The sequence below is a fragment of the Bacillus sp. CCB-MMP212 genome (assembly GCF_022748145.1).
Classification (GTDB): Bacteria; Bacillota; Bacilli; order Bacillales; family Bacillaceae_G; genus Bacillus_A; species Bacillus_A cereus.
On sequence record NZ_JALDQE010000001.1, the window covers coordinates 291,148 to 305,150 of the forward strand.

Here is a 14,003-nt window from a genome sequence, read left to right on the forward strand (position 1 = left end):
AAGAGATATACAACAGTAGTTATTGTATATCTCTTCTTTTTTTGAATATATTTTGAGTAAAGGATGGTGGAATATAATGCAAAAATTGATGCTATACCTCTGCTTCACATTATTTATCGTCTTATTATTATTTGTCGGAGTGAAAATTCAATTTTATTTAGATACAGACGCTCAAGTGAACTTTAACGTTTATCCAAGATTATTCTACTTTACACTCTTCCCTCTTATAGTTGGTATTTTATTACGATTCCTTCAATCTGTTAATCGCGAAACGAGTAAACAAAACTGGAGCTTTCAACCGGATAAGTTTATCGCTATTACAGTGCCTACAATATTAATTTCCTTTTCCCCTGCACTACTCTTTTCACCACTTGGCGAATACCTACCTTATTTAGCTAATGTTATTCTTATAAATACAACTTTTGTTACGATAATTAGTTTAATAGCTGGTTATTCCCTTTTAGATTGTTTTATACAAAAGGACAATGCAACGATGAAAAAATATAATTGAATGCTCTATTTTCTTTTAATAAAGAAAGCTCAAAGCTAAAGCTTTGAGCTTTTTTACTTATCTCACCTTTTCATCTACATACTCCATAAACTGCTCCGCTTTAATAAATCTTTCTTTGTACGCCTCAGGTACTTCTTCTATTTTTATTGCACCAGTTGATTTTGTCTTCACTCGTACTATTTCATGTGTCATTAAAGCTTCCATATAGCGATCAAACTCTTCTTGCGTTAATACTTCTTTACTAGATTTATGGCCATTTAATTTATCAAAATACGGATGAAGCTCCATTACTACCTTTTTCAATTCCTCTTTTTTAGCTGGTGATAATTGATCATAATCTATATTACCATTCGAATCTCCGTACGCAAGCTTTGCATTTGTTAATTTTTTTAGTTCTTTTGTAAACTCCTCATATTCCTTCGTGCCCATTTCATCTTTCGCTTCTGATAACTTTGCATTAAAACGCATATACGCTTCTAACGTCATCGCTCCGGCGTGTTTTTTTAAATTCTCAAATGATCCGTATATACCATCCGCCATAATAGATTGATATGTAAAACCGGTCGTAGGGATTAAAAATGCTGCTGCAAGCACTCCGGCGATAAGACGTTTCTTCACCTTATTTCCCCCGCGATTCATTTTGATTTGAACAATTACTTTTTCTTTTAACTCCGGCGGGGCAACAATCCCCTTCGCTTCTTCTCGTATAGATTCTCTAACTCTACAATCTAAACTCATTTCACATTCCCTACCTCTCCTAAAAAGATTTCTTCTACTTGCTCTTTTTGACGTAGTTTCTTTAATGCCGCATGAATTCTAGACTTCACTGTACCAATTGGAATATGTAATATTTGTGCTACTTCTTCTTGTGAATATTCGTATAAGTATCTTAAGATAATAACTTGTTTCAATTTATACGGTAATTTATGAATGAGTTCGATTAGTTTTTGGTTTGATATTTTACTTACAACATCGTTAGAAAAATCAATTTGCACTGGCTTTCTTTGCTCTTCTGCTTTTTTCATAATTCGTAGTCGCATCCACCTCTTTCTTCTATAAGAATGAATTTGTTTAATCGCAAGCCCAATTAGCCAAGGGCGAAATGGCTTCTCGCTATCATATTTACGAAGCGATTCATATAGCTGTATGTATACTTCTTGAACGACATCATCTACATCCGTTTTATCTTCAATTAAAAAATGTGCTGTTTTATATACTTCTTGAATCGTTACATCATACAATTCGCTATACGCTTCTTTATTTCCTGATAAAGTTAATCGAATTAAATGTGCGTAATCTATTTCAGCCTTCATATTCCAGCCCTCCTTTGTCTTACACTATATATTGGCAAGTAATTCATATTTCGTTCGATTTTTCCGAAAAAATTTTTTATATAAATTAATATTATGATCCAATGAGTTCATAAGCTTCACTTATAACCACACATAACTATTATATAATTTTCCAATTTCTGATAAAGATTTAAAATGATTTATATAGTCAAATTTAGGAGGATATATGATGAAAGCTATCGTTGTAACGTCGTTCGGTGGTCCTGAAGTGATGAAATATACAGATTTGGATATACCAGCTATTTCAGAAGATCAAGTTTTAATTCGCGTTGTTGCTACTAGTGTAAATTTCGCTGATATTAAATCACGTTATGGCAAAAAAGGAAATAAAGCACTACCTTTTATTCCAGGTATAGATGCCACTGGTATTGTAGAACGCGTCGGTTCTCATGTGAAAAATATTCAACCTGGACAGCGTGTCATTGCTTTTCCTCAAAATGGATCTTACGCAGAGTACGTTGTTTCAAATGAAAATCTCACTTTCGTTTTACCCCATGAAGTCGACTTTCAAACCGCAGCTGCTTGTCCGATCGTATCTTTCACAAGCTATAATTTACTCGTGAATGTTGCAAGGCTTCAACAAAATGAATCCGTGCTGATTCATGCAGCTGCTGGCGGAATTGGTACTACCGCGATTCAACTTGCAAAACGATTAGGGGCTGGAACAGTTATCGGTACTGTCGGAAGTGAAACGAAAAAAGAAATCGCTTTAGATGCTGGAGCTGATTATGTTATTTGTCATCAAGATGAAGATTTTGTAGAGAAAGTCAATGAGCTGACAAACGGAGAAGGAGTGAATATAATTTTGGACTCTATTTCTGGAACTGTCTCTGAAAGAAGTTTAAACTGCCTAGCTTATTACGGTCGCCTCGTTCATTTCGGTAATGCAAGCGGTAAAATTGGCAATTTCAAAACGAAAGATTTACACGCAAGTTGCCGCTCTATACTAGGCTTTAGCTTTGGCACTACACGGAAAAAACGTCCTGAACTACTCCAAGAAACGGCAAATGAAGTTTTCCGTTATTTGCGTGACGGAAGTTTGCAAATGAAAGCTACAAAATCTTTTCCCCTTCAAGATGCAGGGAAAGCACATGAATGGGTCGAAAGTAGAAAAAGTACAGGGAAAGTAATACTAACTGTTCAGTCTTCTTCCTGAAATGAATACTTGAAACAGAGGTGGCATTCATGGGATCACGAATTATGCATGTTATTATCGCTAACGGTATTGCTGAGAAACTATGTATTCAAGATAAAACTTCTTTCTTACTTGGAGGGGTAGCCCCTGATGCGGTTCATTCAGCAGAAGAAAAAGGAACTTCACACTTTTACGCTGGTACAACGAAGAACTATACGAGAAGAATAGATTATGATTCATTCTTTCATAAATACGAAGCACATATAGATTCCCCCTTTATTTTAGGCTATTATACCCACCTCATTGCCGATGATAATTGGCTAAGTGGCTTTTTTCTACCATGGCTAAAAAATAGAATAGAGAATGACGAAACCATCGCACCCCTGTACTATAACGATTTTAAACTGTTAAATGCAAAGTTGCTTCATCATTACGATCAAGAACAACAGCTCTTCTCTCTTCTCAATCAAGAGGCTCACATTGTGGATATTGAAGAGGTTTCTAAAGAAAACGTTTTAGCTTTTCGAAAGTATCTTTTTGAAGATATGTTGTATCCTGAGCAACATTTGCATGAAGACTTACAGGTGTTTACGTTTAATCAAATTGTCGGTTACATTGAAACCGCTATTGAAAAAGGTGTATTTTTTATTACACAACTCTCTCATGAAAAATCCACTTCAAAGATTTAATCCCCCTCAATATATTTGAGGGGGATTTTCACATAGCAATATTATTATTGATTCTTCTCCATAACCGCAAAATAATTCCCTTCACTATCAGCAAAGTTAAACACTTTACCAGAAGGCATAGTTACCATTTCTCCAACAGTAACTTTTTTATTTTTTAAACCTGCATATAATTGATCCAGATTTTCTGAGAAGAACATTAAGGACGGTGTACCAAGATTTAATTCTGGGCTCATTTTCGAAATAACTTCTTTATTATGTAATATAATGCTCGTTTCAGCACCGTTAGTTGGAGCAATTTCAATCCATCTCATTCCTTGCTTGTTATCTTCCTCCGCAACTACATGAAACCCTACCTTTTCCGTCCAAAAATTTACTGCCTCATCTTGATTATTTACATATAACATAATTTGTCCTACTTTATGAATCATTTCTATTCCTCCTATTGTTTTTTTACATTCTATGTAGCTTTCTACAGCTGGTATCGTTATTCCTTTTGAGTTGGTATGTACTTCTTTGCAAAATTTATCGACTGACTCATCCCATCCAGTTCGTCAAAATAATTGTTTCTTTCAATCATGTTATATCCGTCGAATCCAATTTCATCTAATACTTTGAAGAATATATCGAAATCCACTTCACCATTTCCTACTGCTACTTCTATATACTTACTTGAACTATTACTTTTCACTTCTTTACAATCTTTAATATGAGTTTGTACTATATAATCTTTTAATAGTAATAAACCTTCTAACGGATTTTCATTTACATCACTTATTAAATTTGCTGGGTCAAAGTTAACAGCTAGTCCTTTCGAGTTTGCATTTTCTAAAAATCGTTTTAATACTATTGCTTTTTCAGATCCTGTCTCAATAGCAAAGACTCCCCCAAATTTGAATGCTAATTCTCCTATCTCATAACAAACCCGTATCATTTTATCATAGCACTCACTTTTTTCATCATCTGGAACTTTCCCAATATGAGCTGTTATGATCTTTGCTCCCAGCTCCAAACCTCTGTCAGTAATATATTTAATCTGATTTATTGTACTGTCAACTTCTGTTCCTGTAATTCCATTTTCTCCAAAACTAATTGCTAATGATGGAATCTTTATTCCATTAAAAGATAAGCTTTTCTTTAAAGCAGTCCATTCTACCACTGGAATATTAGCTAAGTTGAAGTTTTTATTCATAGCATATAATTGAATATATTCTAAATCCCATTCCCTTGCTTTTTGTATTCCTTCGTTTACTTCAATATGTTTCGTATTCAAAAACATTCCTAATTTCCTATCCATATATGAACCTTCTTTTTATCATTTCGCATCAGTTTAATATTCGACTTTTTTTATATTACTTCCTTGTACATATGTTGATTAAAAAAGTGATAATAGATACATTTCAATAATCATTAATAAAACTCCTTGTATTATTCAATTGCAAATAAAAAAGACGTAACTACAAATAGTTACGCCTTCCCCATTATTTATCTAGGCTTTTTCTTCCCAGTAAATGCTGGTTTCTTTTTCTTAGGTGCTGGTGGCTTCGATTCTACAAATGTTCCTTTGAACATTTCTTGCTTCGTAAATACGATGCCTAGTTTTTTCGCAAATTGTAGTAATTTGCGCTCTTCTTGTGGAGTTACAAGAGATACGACAGTTCCTTCTTTACCCATACGTCCAGTACGTCCTGAGCGGTGAATGTATTGGTCTACTGTGTCTGGTAATTCTAAGTGAATTACATGTGTTAAATCATCAATATCAATACCGCGTGCTGCAATATCAGTAGCAAGTAGGATTTCTAATTTTCCACCGCGGAAAGCACGCATCGTTGCTTCACGCTCTTGTTTACTTGCTTCTGCATGAAGAGCCGCTGCTTTCATTTTACGGAATTTCAATTTCTGAGTAATTTCATCTAAACGGAATGGATCGTTTAAGAAAGCAACTGCTTTTACATCGCCCATATGCATAATTCTTCTTACGTAATCATTTTTTTCGCGTCGCTCACAAATGATATACGTATGCTCAACTAAGCTTTTTGATTCTGCACGTGTTACACGTACTAATTGTGGTTCAACTGCTAAATCACGTGCCGCATCTTCTGCCGCTTTTGTCATTGTCGCCGAGAAGAATACTAATTGACGATCGCGCATCGTTGATTTAATTACATCTTGCACTGCACCCATCATTTTTTGCTTTACAATTTGATCAAACTCATCAAATACAATTGTTTTTACTTCATGCATTTTTAGCTTTTTCATACGAATTAATTCTAAGATACGGCCTGGTGAACCGACAATTACTCTTGGGTGTTTCTTTAATTTTTCAACTTGGCGCTTAATATCTGCACCACCAATTAAAGATGCACCTGAAATTTCAGTTCCTGCTGTAAATTTTTGAACCTCTTCATGAATTTGCATTACAAGTTCACGCGTTGGAGCTAAAATAACAACTTGTGGCTGTTTTACTTCAGGATTAATTTTATGTAAAAGGGGTAATAAGTACGCTAATGTTTTTCCTGTTCCAGTTGGAGATTCAGCTATAACGTCTTGTCCTTCTAAAATAGTTGGAATCGCTTGTTTTTGAATTTCAGTTAATTCTTTAAAACCAGCCTTCTCCCAAGCTTCTTGTAAAAATGGTTGCATATCTTTTATCATTTGTTTTTCTCCTTTATCTCTATTTTTGAAGAAAATGCTGTATTGTTCGCACCGTTTCTATCATGTGTGAAATAACAGCTATTAAATCATCAACATGGTCTTCTGTAATCGCTTTTTGAAATAGAACCTCTACCTTATTATGATATGAAATCGCTTGCTTATTATATTCGTATGAAACTTTCTGCATAATCATTCTTTCTTTTCCCCATATAGAACGCATTAAAGTTTCAATTTCTTCGCATCCTACTTCTGGTTGTTCTAACGGGAATGAAAATGCTAGCTTCATTTCACAACCTGGTGTAAACTGAGGCACTTCTAGTATTTCACCAGACAAGTTCTTTGCATCCACAGATAATGAAAATGTTGCTTCTACTAATGGTTCGAACGGTTCTGTTAATTGAAATGAGATATGATATATACGACTTAATGAGGCAAGGTCCATCATATCTTTTCGATCTGTTACAAGAATATCTCCATGTAGATCAAAATCATACACAGCACCTTCTACGATTACTTTTAAATTGTCAAAAGCAGTTGGATCAAACATAATTTCCTCCAAAAAACAGGCGCCTTTCGATGGAAAGGCGCCACTTGATGTATATATAGTTTACAGATAAACGAGATGAATTACAACCTTTTAGAATAAACCTACTGCTTTTCCATCTTCATTTACATCCATTTGAAGTGCTGCTGGTTGTTTTGGAAGACCTGGCATTGTTAACATTGTACCTGTTAACGCAACGATAAAGCCTGCACCGATAGATGGTTTTAACTCACGAATTGTAACGATAAAGTCAGATGGACGACCTAATTTTGTTGCATCGTCAGAAAGAGAGTATTGTGTTTTCGCCATACAAACTGGTAGGTTACTCCAACCTTCTCCTTCATATTGAGCTAATTGCTTACGTGCTTTCGGAGCAAATTCAATATCTTTTGCGCCATACACTTTTTGAGCAATTGTACGAATTTTTTCTTCTAATGGTAATTCTAATTCATAAAGTGGTGCGTAGTTGTTTTCACCTTTTTCGATTTCTTTTAGTACTTTTTCAGCAAGGTCAACTCCGCCTTGGCCACCCTTCTCCCAAACTTCTGTTAAGGATACTGCATAGCCACGCTCATTACACCACTCTTGTAAGTATGTAACTTCTGCATCTGTATCTGTAATGAATTTATTAATTGCAATTACGAAAGGCACACCAAAGCTTTGAATTGTTTCAACATGCTTCTGTAAGTTTTCCATACCTTTTGCTAATGCATCTACATTTTCTTCTTTTAATTGATCTTTTGCTACGCCACCATGCATTTTAAGCGCACGAATCGTCGCAACAATAACAACTGCTTCTGGTTTAATGCCAGCTGCACGAGCTTTAATATCTAAAAACTTCTCAGCGCCTAAATCAGCACCAAATCCAGCTTCTGTAATAACATAATCACCTAATTTTGCTGCCATTGTCGTAGCGATAACACTGTTACAACCGTGAGCAATATTCGCAAATGGTCCGCCATGAATAATAGCTGGTGTATTTTCTAATGTTTGTACTAAGTTTGGTTTTAATGCGTCTTTTAATAATAGCGTTAACGCACCTTCTACACCTAAATCTTTAACCGTTACAGGTTGATTTGCAAAGTTATAAGCAACTACGATGCGAGATAGACGCGCTTTTAAGTCTTGAATATCTGTTGCAAGGCAGAATACGGCCATAATTTCAGATGCGACTGTAATGTCAAAACCGTCTTCACGTGGTACACCTTGTACAGGTCCACCAAGACCAATTACTACGTTACGAAGGGCACGATCATTTAAGTCAACACAGCGTTTCCAAACAATTTTACGCGTATCAATTCCAAGTGTGTTTCCTTGTTGGATATGATTATCAATAAACGCTGCTAATGCGTTATTGGCAGTTGTGATCGCATGGATATCTCCAGTAAAGTGAAGGTTAATGTCTTCCATTGGTACGACTTGTGAAAAACCGCCACCTGCTGCTCCACCTTTTAATCCCATCGTCGGTCCAAGAGATGGTTCACGAAGTGCAATTACTGTTTTCTTACCAATTTTGTTAAAAGCTTGACCTAAACCAACTGTTACTGTTGATTTACCTTCTCCAGCTGGAGTTGGGTTAATTGCTGTTACTAAAACAACTTTACCGTCTTTCTCATCTTGTAAGCGCTTAAAAATATCAAGAGATAACTTACCTTTATAATGCCCGTATGGCTCTAATTCATCTTCTAAAATATTTAAATCAGCTGCAATTTCTTGAATCTTCTTCATACTCGCTTCTTGTGCGATTTCAATATCGGATTTCACTGTTGTAGTAGTTGTCATATACCCTAGTCCCCCTTTAATTGGTTCTGATGATATTGTATCAGTTTTTTGTATTTTCTGCACTTATTTACCTCCTAAAAATTCTTTCATTTCTTTATACGTTTTTTAACATAAATACCCATAAGAATGTTAACGATTGTTGTAACTCTGTAGGTAGTTGACCTAACATCTTCTCATTTACTCCGCGCTTATATACGCCGATGCCATCTATAACTTTAAAACCTTGTTCTTTCGCTAACTGTTCAAATTCCCAAGGCATCATCGTATTACAAACAACGTCTTTTCCATACAAGCGAGGATAACTGTTCTCTCGTGGCTTTGCTGTCGGTCCTAAAATTGCAATACATGCATATCCATCTTTCTTTAACACACGCTTTATTTCATTTAACGCTCGTAATGGCTCTTCCGTCCATTCTAAAGAATTAATTGCCATAATTGATTCAAATTGCTCATTTTCAAATGGTAATGCAGAAAGATCTCCTTTTATAAAAGATAAATTTGGTCCTTCTCCGCGCTCCTTACCTTTTTGAATCATCACTTCCGATAAATCTACTCCCACTGCTTTATAGCCTGCGCTACTTAATTTATATGTACCGTACCCATCACCACAACCAACATCGAGCACTTGTGCTTCTTTCTTTACGTATTGTTCAAAAAACGGAATAATTGTGCTCCTACTCCCGCTATCCCACATTTCCTGACTATTTTTATTCCAAAACTCCGCACTACTATCCCATTTCTTCTCTGCTGATTCATGCCAATTAAATGTTGTCATACATTCCCCTACCTTCACGTATTATCGTTCATTTCATTCTACATCATTTTCCAAAATTCCTGTTTTATCCTGCTTGCAGTAAGACACCTACCTCAAAATTCAATGGATGCGGACCAGTTAATGGGAGAGAACTGCTCATAAAAATCCAATTGTTGCTGGCTGATAATCAGTCGTGATGGAAAAAATCCCGCACTTTATCTTCAATAGGAAATGGATATGTTAACGATGGAATACGTATTCTCCATTTTTTGCTTTACTTGGGTTTAACTCATACTCATGCTCTTCTCATTTTGAAAGATACTATAGATACACCCAATTGAAAGAGAGGGATGTACATGCGAAGAAAGAGAAATCATCATTTTAAAAGTGGTGAAAAAAACGAAGAGTATGCTGCTGAAATATCACCAGCTGGCATTCCAATTAGACATAAGCGTAAAGAAATTGCAAATGAGATAGAAGGTACAAATACCGGCGCAATGGTAGGCTATGTCGCTTTATTTCTTTCGTTATTCTCCATTGCTTTTTATCCAGTTACGCTCGGCTCCCTAGCAATTTTAGTTGGCCTATTAGCTGTCAATTTCGGAGCAAGAACACTTGGATATACAGCAATTGGTTTTGGTAGTTTTTCTGTTTTATTTACTTTACTTTATCCGCTTGCTTTGTCAGCGTTTTAAAAAAACACACCAAGTTATACTTGGTGTGTTCATTCATGATACAACATAATATGACCGCATCCACAACAATGTTTCGCTGTAATTTCTTGAAACACTGGATAATTTTCTTCATCTCGATGCTCAATAAATACTTTTTCAAACCGATACATGTTTGGTGCATATGCCCAATCTTGTTTCGTACGTGCATATAATGTTGAGGAAAAAAACTCCTCACCACCGCAAACGATACATGTGTTCTTCATCGCTATCCCTCCTATGCTTGTCTTACTTCATCTATATGAACATAAGCATAAAAAAAAGACCTTCTATTACTAGAAAGTCTTCTCTGAAACAAAAAGAAATGTACCAAACATTCCTACTCCGCTATATTCTTTTGAAACACCAGCTTCTGTTTTAAATGTTTGCTTTACAGTCATAAAGAATACACCATTTCGTGCATCTGTACTTTCAAATTGTAGTTTTTCTTTTTTACCATCTACATTTTGCGTGCATTCAAAACTACTCTCATTACAATTCAACGCATACTTATCCTCTACATACACTTTAAAATCTGATTCTTTCGGACAAGTTATAAGTAATATTGCCACGAGAATAATACTTACAATACCCACAATTGTATAATATTTCTTCATTTGTACTCCTTTCAAATGACAAGAAAACTTGACTTCATGCGCCAAGTTTTCTTAGTCAACAACCCATTGCCACTCTTGTTCTTTCTTATCAAAAATGAGCCAACCTGTTTCTGTTGCTTCCTCTTTCAATTCATCGATATTATCTAGCACCTCATCCGTACTTTCATACGAACCAACTACATATACCGGAATTTCAAGACCTCTTCTTGACTCAATTTTTCCTGCTAGATCAATGTAAAGACCATCTTCCATTAGTGGAATAAGTCCCATGATCAATTCTTTTGAAATTGCTGGGAAAATTTTTGATTTTTGGAAGAAAGAAAAACGTTTCTTACCGAAAGCACCGAGTTTATACGGAATGACTTTACTTAACATTCCTACAAAGTCAGCAATTCTACGATAATACACTTTGTTGTACCAGCCGTCATCATGTGAAAAATAAACAAATCTATTTTTCAGTAACGGAAAGAATGTTCTTGCAAGTGGTTCTTTTTTGTGAGCCAAATATAATAATTCTGCAATTTCCTTCGGCTCTAATTCATCTAAATCGCTTGCATCATCAAAATCTACCCAACAAAATTCATCAAATTCATCAATCTCTGCTTGAATTAACTTATGTATATTTTCTTCCTCAACATATTCAAATAAAGTATGATAATGAAAATCCGTCCATTCAAAGTTGTGCTTCAAAAGCAACACTTGATGAAGCGGTGAAGGGATGTTACTCGCAAACTCTTTAAACGTAATTCCTGATGTAATAAAACAATGACCTCGACGATTACCATTAATATATATCATATTCTTTACTTGGTCAGATCCTCCAGACAAAGCACCTAGCCACCTTCGTTTTATATGTTTCAATTCTATAGCATATTTTAACATGAAAAATTTTAGAAACATAGAAAAAACTTCAAAAACTATTTACAATTTCATGTGTTTTATTACATAGTGATTACAAGAAAAAACGCCTGCTCATAAGCAGGCGTTTTTAAAGGATTTCATCAGGGTTTTGAGGATGATGATTTCCCTCTTTCTTATCATCTTTTTGGAACATCGATTGAATTTTATCAATTGTTTGTGGAGCTAATTCAATCATTTTTTCTGCTAAATGTGTCGCATTTTGTAGATGAAGAATGTTTACGCCATCTTTGTTTACCACAAGAAATGCTACTGGTGTAATCGAAACGCCACCCGCGCTACCGCCACCAAATGCAGGGTTACCGTTCGCTCTTTGTCCATCATTCGTTTGGAAATCAGAACCTCCTGCTCCAAAACCGAACGCTACTTTAGAAACCGTTAACACCACACCACCGTCAGCCGTTTGAACAGGCTCTCCAACAATCGTATTTACATCAACCATTTCTTTTAAATTTTCCATTGCTGCTTTCATTAACCCTTGAATTGGATGATCCACCGTTCATAACCTCCTTTGTCATATCTTTCCTAGTTTTTCCGAAAGTTTGTGAACTAAACATAAAATTTTATATTGATTTCAAAAAACTTAAGTTGTAATATTTAGAAAAATAAAAAAAGAGGTCGATTCGTTATGATGCGAAAATTAACAAAGAAAGATCATGAACAAGTATTCGCTTACCTAAAAGAAGAAGCAGCCCTTAACTTGTTTATTATTGGAGATATTGAAGCTTTCGGTTATGACACAGATTTTCAAGAATTATGGGGAGTATTTAAAGAGAATGGAACATTAAAATCAATTCTACTCCGATTCCACGATTCATTTATACCCTATAGTAAAGAAGAATTTATTACCACTGATTATGAGGCACTTCTTTCCGCATATAAGCCACTTAAACTCTCTGGTAAGTCAACTATCGTAGAACGATTTGAAACTGCTTCAAATATACAACTAGGTAATAAAAATGAAATGTATTTTTGCGAATGTCTAAATGACAACAACTTACCTAGCACACCAATTCATGAAACAATTAAACTTGCCTCACTCGATGATATAGAACGAATTATGAAATTACGAAGTGACATCGCTGAATTTCCGACTACCAATGAATCAGAGAAAATATTAAGGCAGGCTATCGAAACAAATACAGGACGCACATACTATATTGAAAAAGATGACGTGATCATCGCATCCGCCTCTACTTCCGCTGAAAATTCATTATCCGCTATGGTAGGACAGGCGAGTTAATTCACCCGAGGCAGGACAAGCCTCACAAGGTCAAGCTGAATGGTTGTCTATGACAGAAACAATATTCTCACAAGAGACCACTTTCTAGGTTACTCACAGGTAGCCTATGGAGGTGGTTTTTTTTGTGCGTACTCAAGGGGGAAGCTAAATGGCACTACTTAGATTTATGATTAAGGATTACCTAGAGGATAAAGAACTCAGTGGGCTAGCTCCTAGGACAATACAGAGCTACGGAGATACACTCAATGAGTTTTCTCGCTGGCTCGTTGCTGAGAAGGAGATCATTAACATCGAGGATATTACTCCGCAAGTTATAAAGGGCTACCTCCTCTACTGTTCCAAGGAGAGAGGAAACACAGTAGTTACTCGTAATGGTAAGCTCCAGCACTTGAAAACATTTTTTAGATACCTAGAGGATGAGGACATTATAGAGATTCGTAGCAATCCCACTAACAAGATTAAGCCTGCTAAGACGGACAAGGCCATCAAGGTGTACTCCGATGAACAAATAAAGCAAATGCTTAGATACTACAGGAGGATGCGCTCTCGAGAAAACACGTTGTATAGCTACAGAGGTCATACCGTGATAGTCGTCCTCGCTGGTACAGGCATAAGACTAGGCGAGCTGGTATCCATGAGGTGGGATTCCGTAGATCTACTCAATAAGACTATCACTATCTTCGGGAAGAATCGTAAGAGCCTGTCTACTCCGTTAACGGATAAGGTGGCTCGTGAGCTGTACGAGTGGAGATTATTCTGTGAGAAGTACTACATTAAGTTGCCTGCTCATGTGTTTAATGACCACAGAGGTAGCCCACTCACGGTGAATGCTGTCAAGTTAATGTTCACTAGGCTATCTTTACGCATGGGTTTCAAAACTACAGCTCACATGTTTAGACATACCTATGCGAGCAACTGTTTAAGAGCTGGCATGGATATATACACATTGAGTAAACTTATGCATCACTCCCAGATAAGAACTACTGAAGTTTACCTACATGCTTTCGGTAACTCGTTAGCTGAATCCAATGATAAGTATAACCCTCTCAATAGGTTTGACCTATAAGTAAATACAAAAGAGCCCTGCTCTAGTTTG

At 35.8% G+C, this 14,003-nt stretch carries 17 protein-coding genes and 1 pseudogene; 6 read left to right on the forward strand and 12 right to left on the reverse strand.

The genetic code is table 11. The annotated features are described in order from the left end of the window. Nucleotides 1–76 precede the first annotated feature (76 nt). Nucleotides 77–511, forward strand: coding sequence for a hypothetical protein (locus tag MRP26_RS01430; RefSeq protein ID WP_016081891.1), 435 nt, complete (start codon nt 77–79; stop codon nt 509–511). Between the two features lie 57 nt (nt 512–568). Here the strand turns inward: MRP26_RS01430 and MRP26_RS01435 are convergent, their stop codons facing one another. Next, a complete protein-coding gene (locus MRP26_RS01435) occupies nt 569–1,249 on the reverse strand; it encodes a DUF3600 domain-containing protein (RefSeq protein WP_075717269.1) in 681 nt (226 codons plus the stop codon). Beyond that, nucleotides 1,246–1,824 (reverse strand): sigma-70 family RNA polymerase sigma factor, encoded by a 579-nt coding sequence (locus MRP26_RS01440; protein ID WP_000642664.1) that lies wholly within the window; start codon nt 1,822–1,824, stop codon nt 1,246–1,248. Before MRP26_RS01440 ends, MRP26_RS01435 begins: the two co-directional genes overlap by 4 nt. A gap of 208 nt (nt 1,825–2,032) precedes the next feature. Between MRP26_RS01440 and MRP26_RS01445 the strand changes: the two genes are divergently transcribed. Both MRP26_RS01445 and MRP26_RS01450 read left to right on the forward strand, forming a co-directional pair. Continuing rightward, nucleotides 2,033–3,019 carry a quinone oxidoreductase family protein gene (locus MRP26_RS01445; RefSeq protein ID WP_000644636.1) on the forward strand — a complete coding sequence of 329 codons (987 nt, stop codon included), beginning with the start codon at nt 2,033–2,035 and terminating at the stop codon, nt 3,017–3,019. Nucleotides 3,020–3,048: 29 nt separating this feature from the next. Beyond that, nucleotides 3,049–3,687: a hypothetical protein gene (locus tag MRP26_RS01450; RefSeq protein WP_053564665.1), complete on the forward strand. Its 639-nt coding sequence runs from the start codon at nt 3,049–3,051 to the stop codon at nt 3,685–3,687. A gap of 44 nt (nt 3,688–3,731) precedes the next feature. Here MRP26_RS01450 and MRP26_RS01455 read toward each other — a convergent pair whose 3' ends face one another. The 6 genes from MRP26_RS01455 to MRP26_RS01480 form a co-directional block, all read right to left on the reverse strand. Further along, on the reverse strand, nt 3,732–4,115 hold the full coding sequence (locus MRP26_RS01455; protein WP_075717268.1) for a VOC family protein: 384 nt from the start codon (nt 4,113–4,115) through the stop codon (nt 3,732–3,734). A 56-nt stretch (nt 4,116–4,171) separates the two neighbouring features. Beyond that, nucleotides 4,172–4,981 carry a sugar phosphate isomerase/epimerase family protein gene (locus MRP26_RS01460; RefSeq protein ID WP_069355476.1) on the reverse strand — a complete coding sequence of 270 codons (810 nt, stop codon included), beginning with the start codon at nt 4,979–4,981 and terminating at the stop codon, nt 4,172–4,174. A gap of 188 nt (nt 4,982–5,169) precedes the next feature. Then, a complete protein-coding gene (locus MRP26_RS01465) occupies nt 5,170–6,339 on the reverse strand; it encodes a DEAD/DEAH box helicase (protein WP_000588597.1) in 1,170 nt (389 codons plus the stop codon). A 19-nt stretch (nt 6,340–6,358) separates the two neighbouring features. Further along, on the reverse strand, nt 6,359–6,886 hold the full coding sequence (locus MRP26_RS01470) for a hypothetical protein (protein ID WP_000460216.1): 528 nt from the start codon (nt 6,884–6,886) through the stop codon (nt 6,359–6,361). 90 nt (nt 6,887–6,976) lie between these two features. Then, nucleotides 6,977–8,665, reverse strand: a complete 1,689-nt coding sequence (locus tag MRP26_RS01475) for a formate--tetrahydrofolate ligase (RefSeq protein WP_014482011.1) — start codon at nt 8,663–8,665, stop codon at nt 6,977–6,979. Nucleotides 8,666–8,759: 94 nt separating this feature from the next. After that, nucleotides 8,760–9,440 carry a class I SAM-dependent methyltransferase gene (locus tag MRP26_RS01480; RefSeq protein ID WP_000206577.1) on the reverse strand — a complete coding sequence of 227 codons (681 nt, stop codon included), beginning with the start codon at nt 9,438–9,440 and terminating at the stop codon, nt 8,760–8,762. 335 nt (nt 9,441–9,775) lie between these two features. Here MRP26_RS01480 and MRP26_RS01485 point away from each other — a divergent pair, with 335 nt between their 5' ends. After that, complete coding sequence (locus MRP26_RS01485) at nt 9,776–10,114, forward strand: hypothetical protein (RefSeq protein ID WP_001253201.1); 339 nt, start codon at nt 9,776–9,778, stop codon at nt 10,112–10,114. Between the two features lie 29 nt (nt 10,115–10,143). On the opposite strand, the gene MRP26_RS01490 is transcribed toward MRP26_RS01485, so the two are convergent. The 4 genes from MRP26_RS01490 to ytfJ form a co-directional block, all read right to left on the reverse strand. After that, nucleotides 10,144–10,356, reverse strand: coding sequence for a hypothetical protein (locus MRP26_RS01490; protein WP_000798747.1), 213 nt, complete (start codon nt 10,354–10,356; stop codon nt 10,144–10,146). Between the two features lie 69 nt (nt 10,357–10,425). Next, nucleotides 10,426–10,746, reverse strand: coding sequence for a hypothetical protein (locus MRP26_RS01495; RefSeq protein ID WP_000761184.1), 321 nt, complete (start codon nt 10,744–10,746; stop codon nt 10,426–10,428). 51 nt (nt 10,747–10,797) lie between these two features. Beyond that, nucleotides 10,798–11,574, reverse strand: coding sequence for an oxalate:formate antiporter (locus MRP26_RS01500; RefSeq protein WP_000014087.1), 777 nt, complete (start codon nt 11,572–11,574; stop codon nt 10,798–10,800). 160 nt (nt 11,575–11,734) lie between these two features. Then, nucleotides 11,735–12,160: a GerW family sporulation protein gene (ytfJ, locus tag MRP26_RS01505; protein ID WP_197241103.1), complete on the reverse strand. Its 426-nt coding sequence runs from the start codon at nt 12,158–12,160 to the stop codon at nt 11,735–11,737. 132 nt (nt 12,161–12,292) lie between these two features. Here ytfJ and MRP26_RS01510 point away from each other — a divergent pair. Together MRP26_RS01510 and MRP26_RS01515 are read left to right on the forward strand one after the other, a co-directional pair. After that, a pseudogene (locus MRP26_RS01510) lies at nt 12,293–12,892 on the forward strand (GNAT family N-acetyltransferase); the annotation flags it as partial. A 163-nt stretch (nt 12,893–13,055) separates the two neighbouring features. Then, entirely contained in the window at nt 13,056–13,973 is a 918-nt protein-coding gene (locus MRP26_RS01515) for a tyrosine-type recombinase/integrase (protein WP_197233719.1), read from the forward strand. Nucleotides 13,974–14,003 lie beyond the last annotated feature (30 nt).

What these genes read in the sequence shown, in the direction of transcription:
- MRP26_RS01430 (WP_016081891.1), top strand. Translation starts at nt 77, where the DNA reads ATGCAAAAATTGATGCTATACCTCTGCTTCACATTATTTATCGTCTTA.
- MRP26_RS01435 (WP_075717269.1), bottom strand. Translation starts at nt 1,249, where the DNA reads ATGAGTTTAGATTGTAGAGTTAGAGAATCTATACGAGAAGAAGCGAAG.
- MRP26_RS01440 (WP_000642664.1), bottom strand. Translation starts at nt 1,824, where the DNA reads ATGAAGGCTGAAATAGATTACGCACATTTAATTCGATTAACTTTATCA.
- MRP26_RS01445 (WP_000644636.1), top strand. Translation starts at nt 2,033, where the DNA reads ATGAAAGCTATCGTTGTAACGTCGTTCGGTGGTCCTGAAGTGATGAAA.
- MRP26_RS01450 (WP_053564665.1), top strand. Translation starts at nt 3,049, where the DNA reads ATGGGATCACGAATTATGCATGTTATTATCGCTAACGGTATTGCTGAG.
- MRP26_RS01455 (WP_075717268.1), bottom strand. Translation starts at nt 4,115, where the DNA reads ATGATTCATAAAGTAGGACAAATTATGTTATATGTAAATAATCAAGAT.
- MRP26_RS01460 (WP_069355476.1), bottom strand. Translation starts at nt 4,981, where the DNA reads ATGGATAGGAAATTAGGAATGTTTTTGAATACGAAACATATTGAAGTA.
- MRP26_RS01465 (WP_000588597.1), bottom strand. Translation starts at nt 6,339, where the DNA reads ATGATAAAAGATATGCAACCATTTTTACAAGAAGCTTGGGAGAAGGCT.
- MRP26_RS01470 (WP_000460216.1), bottom strand. Translation starts at nt 6,886, where the DNA reads ATGTTTGATCCAACTGCTTTTGACAATTTAAAAGTAATCGTAGAAGGT.
- MRP26_RS01475 (WP_014482011.1), bottom strand. Translation starts at nt 8,665, where the DNA reads ATGACAACTACTACAACAGTGAAATCCGATATTGAAATCGCACAAGAA.
- MRP26_RS01480 (WP_000206577.1), bottom strand. Translation starts at nt 9,440, where the DNA reads ATGACAACATTTAATTGGCATGAATCAGCAGAGAAGAAATGGGATAGT.
- MRP26_RS01485 (WP_001253201.1), top strand. Translation starts at nt 9,776, where the DNA reads ATGCGAAGAAAGAGAAATCATCATTTTAAAAGTGGTGAAAAAAACGAA.
- MRP26_RS01490 (WP_000798747.1), bottom strand. Translation starts at nt 10,356, where the DNA reads ATGAAGAACACATGTATCGTTTGCGGTGGTGAGGAGTTTTTTTCCTCA.
- MRP26_RS01495 (WP_000761184.1), bottom strand. Translation starts at nt 10,746, where the DNA reads ATGAAGAAATATTATACAATTGTGGGTATTGTAAGTATTATTCTCGTG.
- MRP26_RS01515 (WP_197233719.1), top strand. Translation starts at nt 13,056, where the DNA reads ATGGCACTACTTAGATTTATGATTAAGGATTACCTAGAGGATAAAGAA.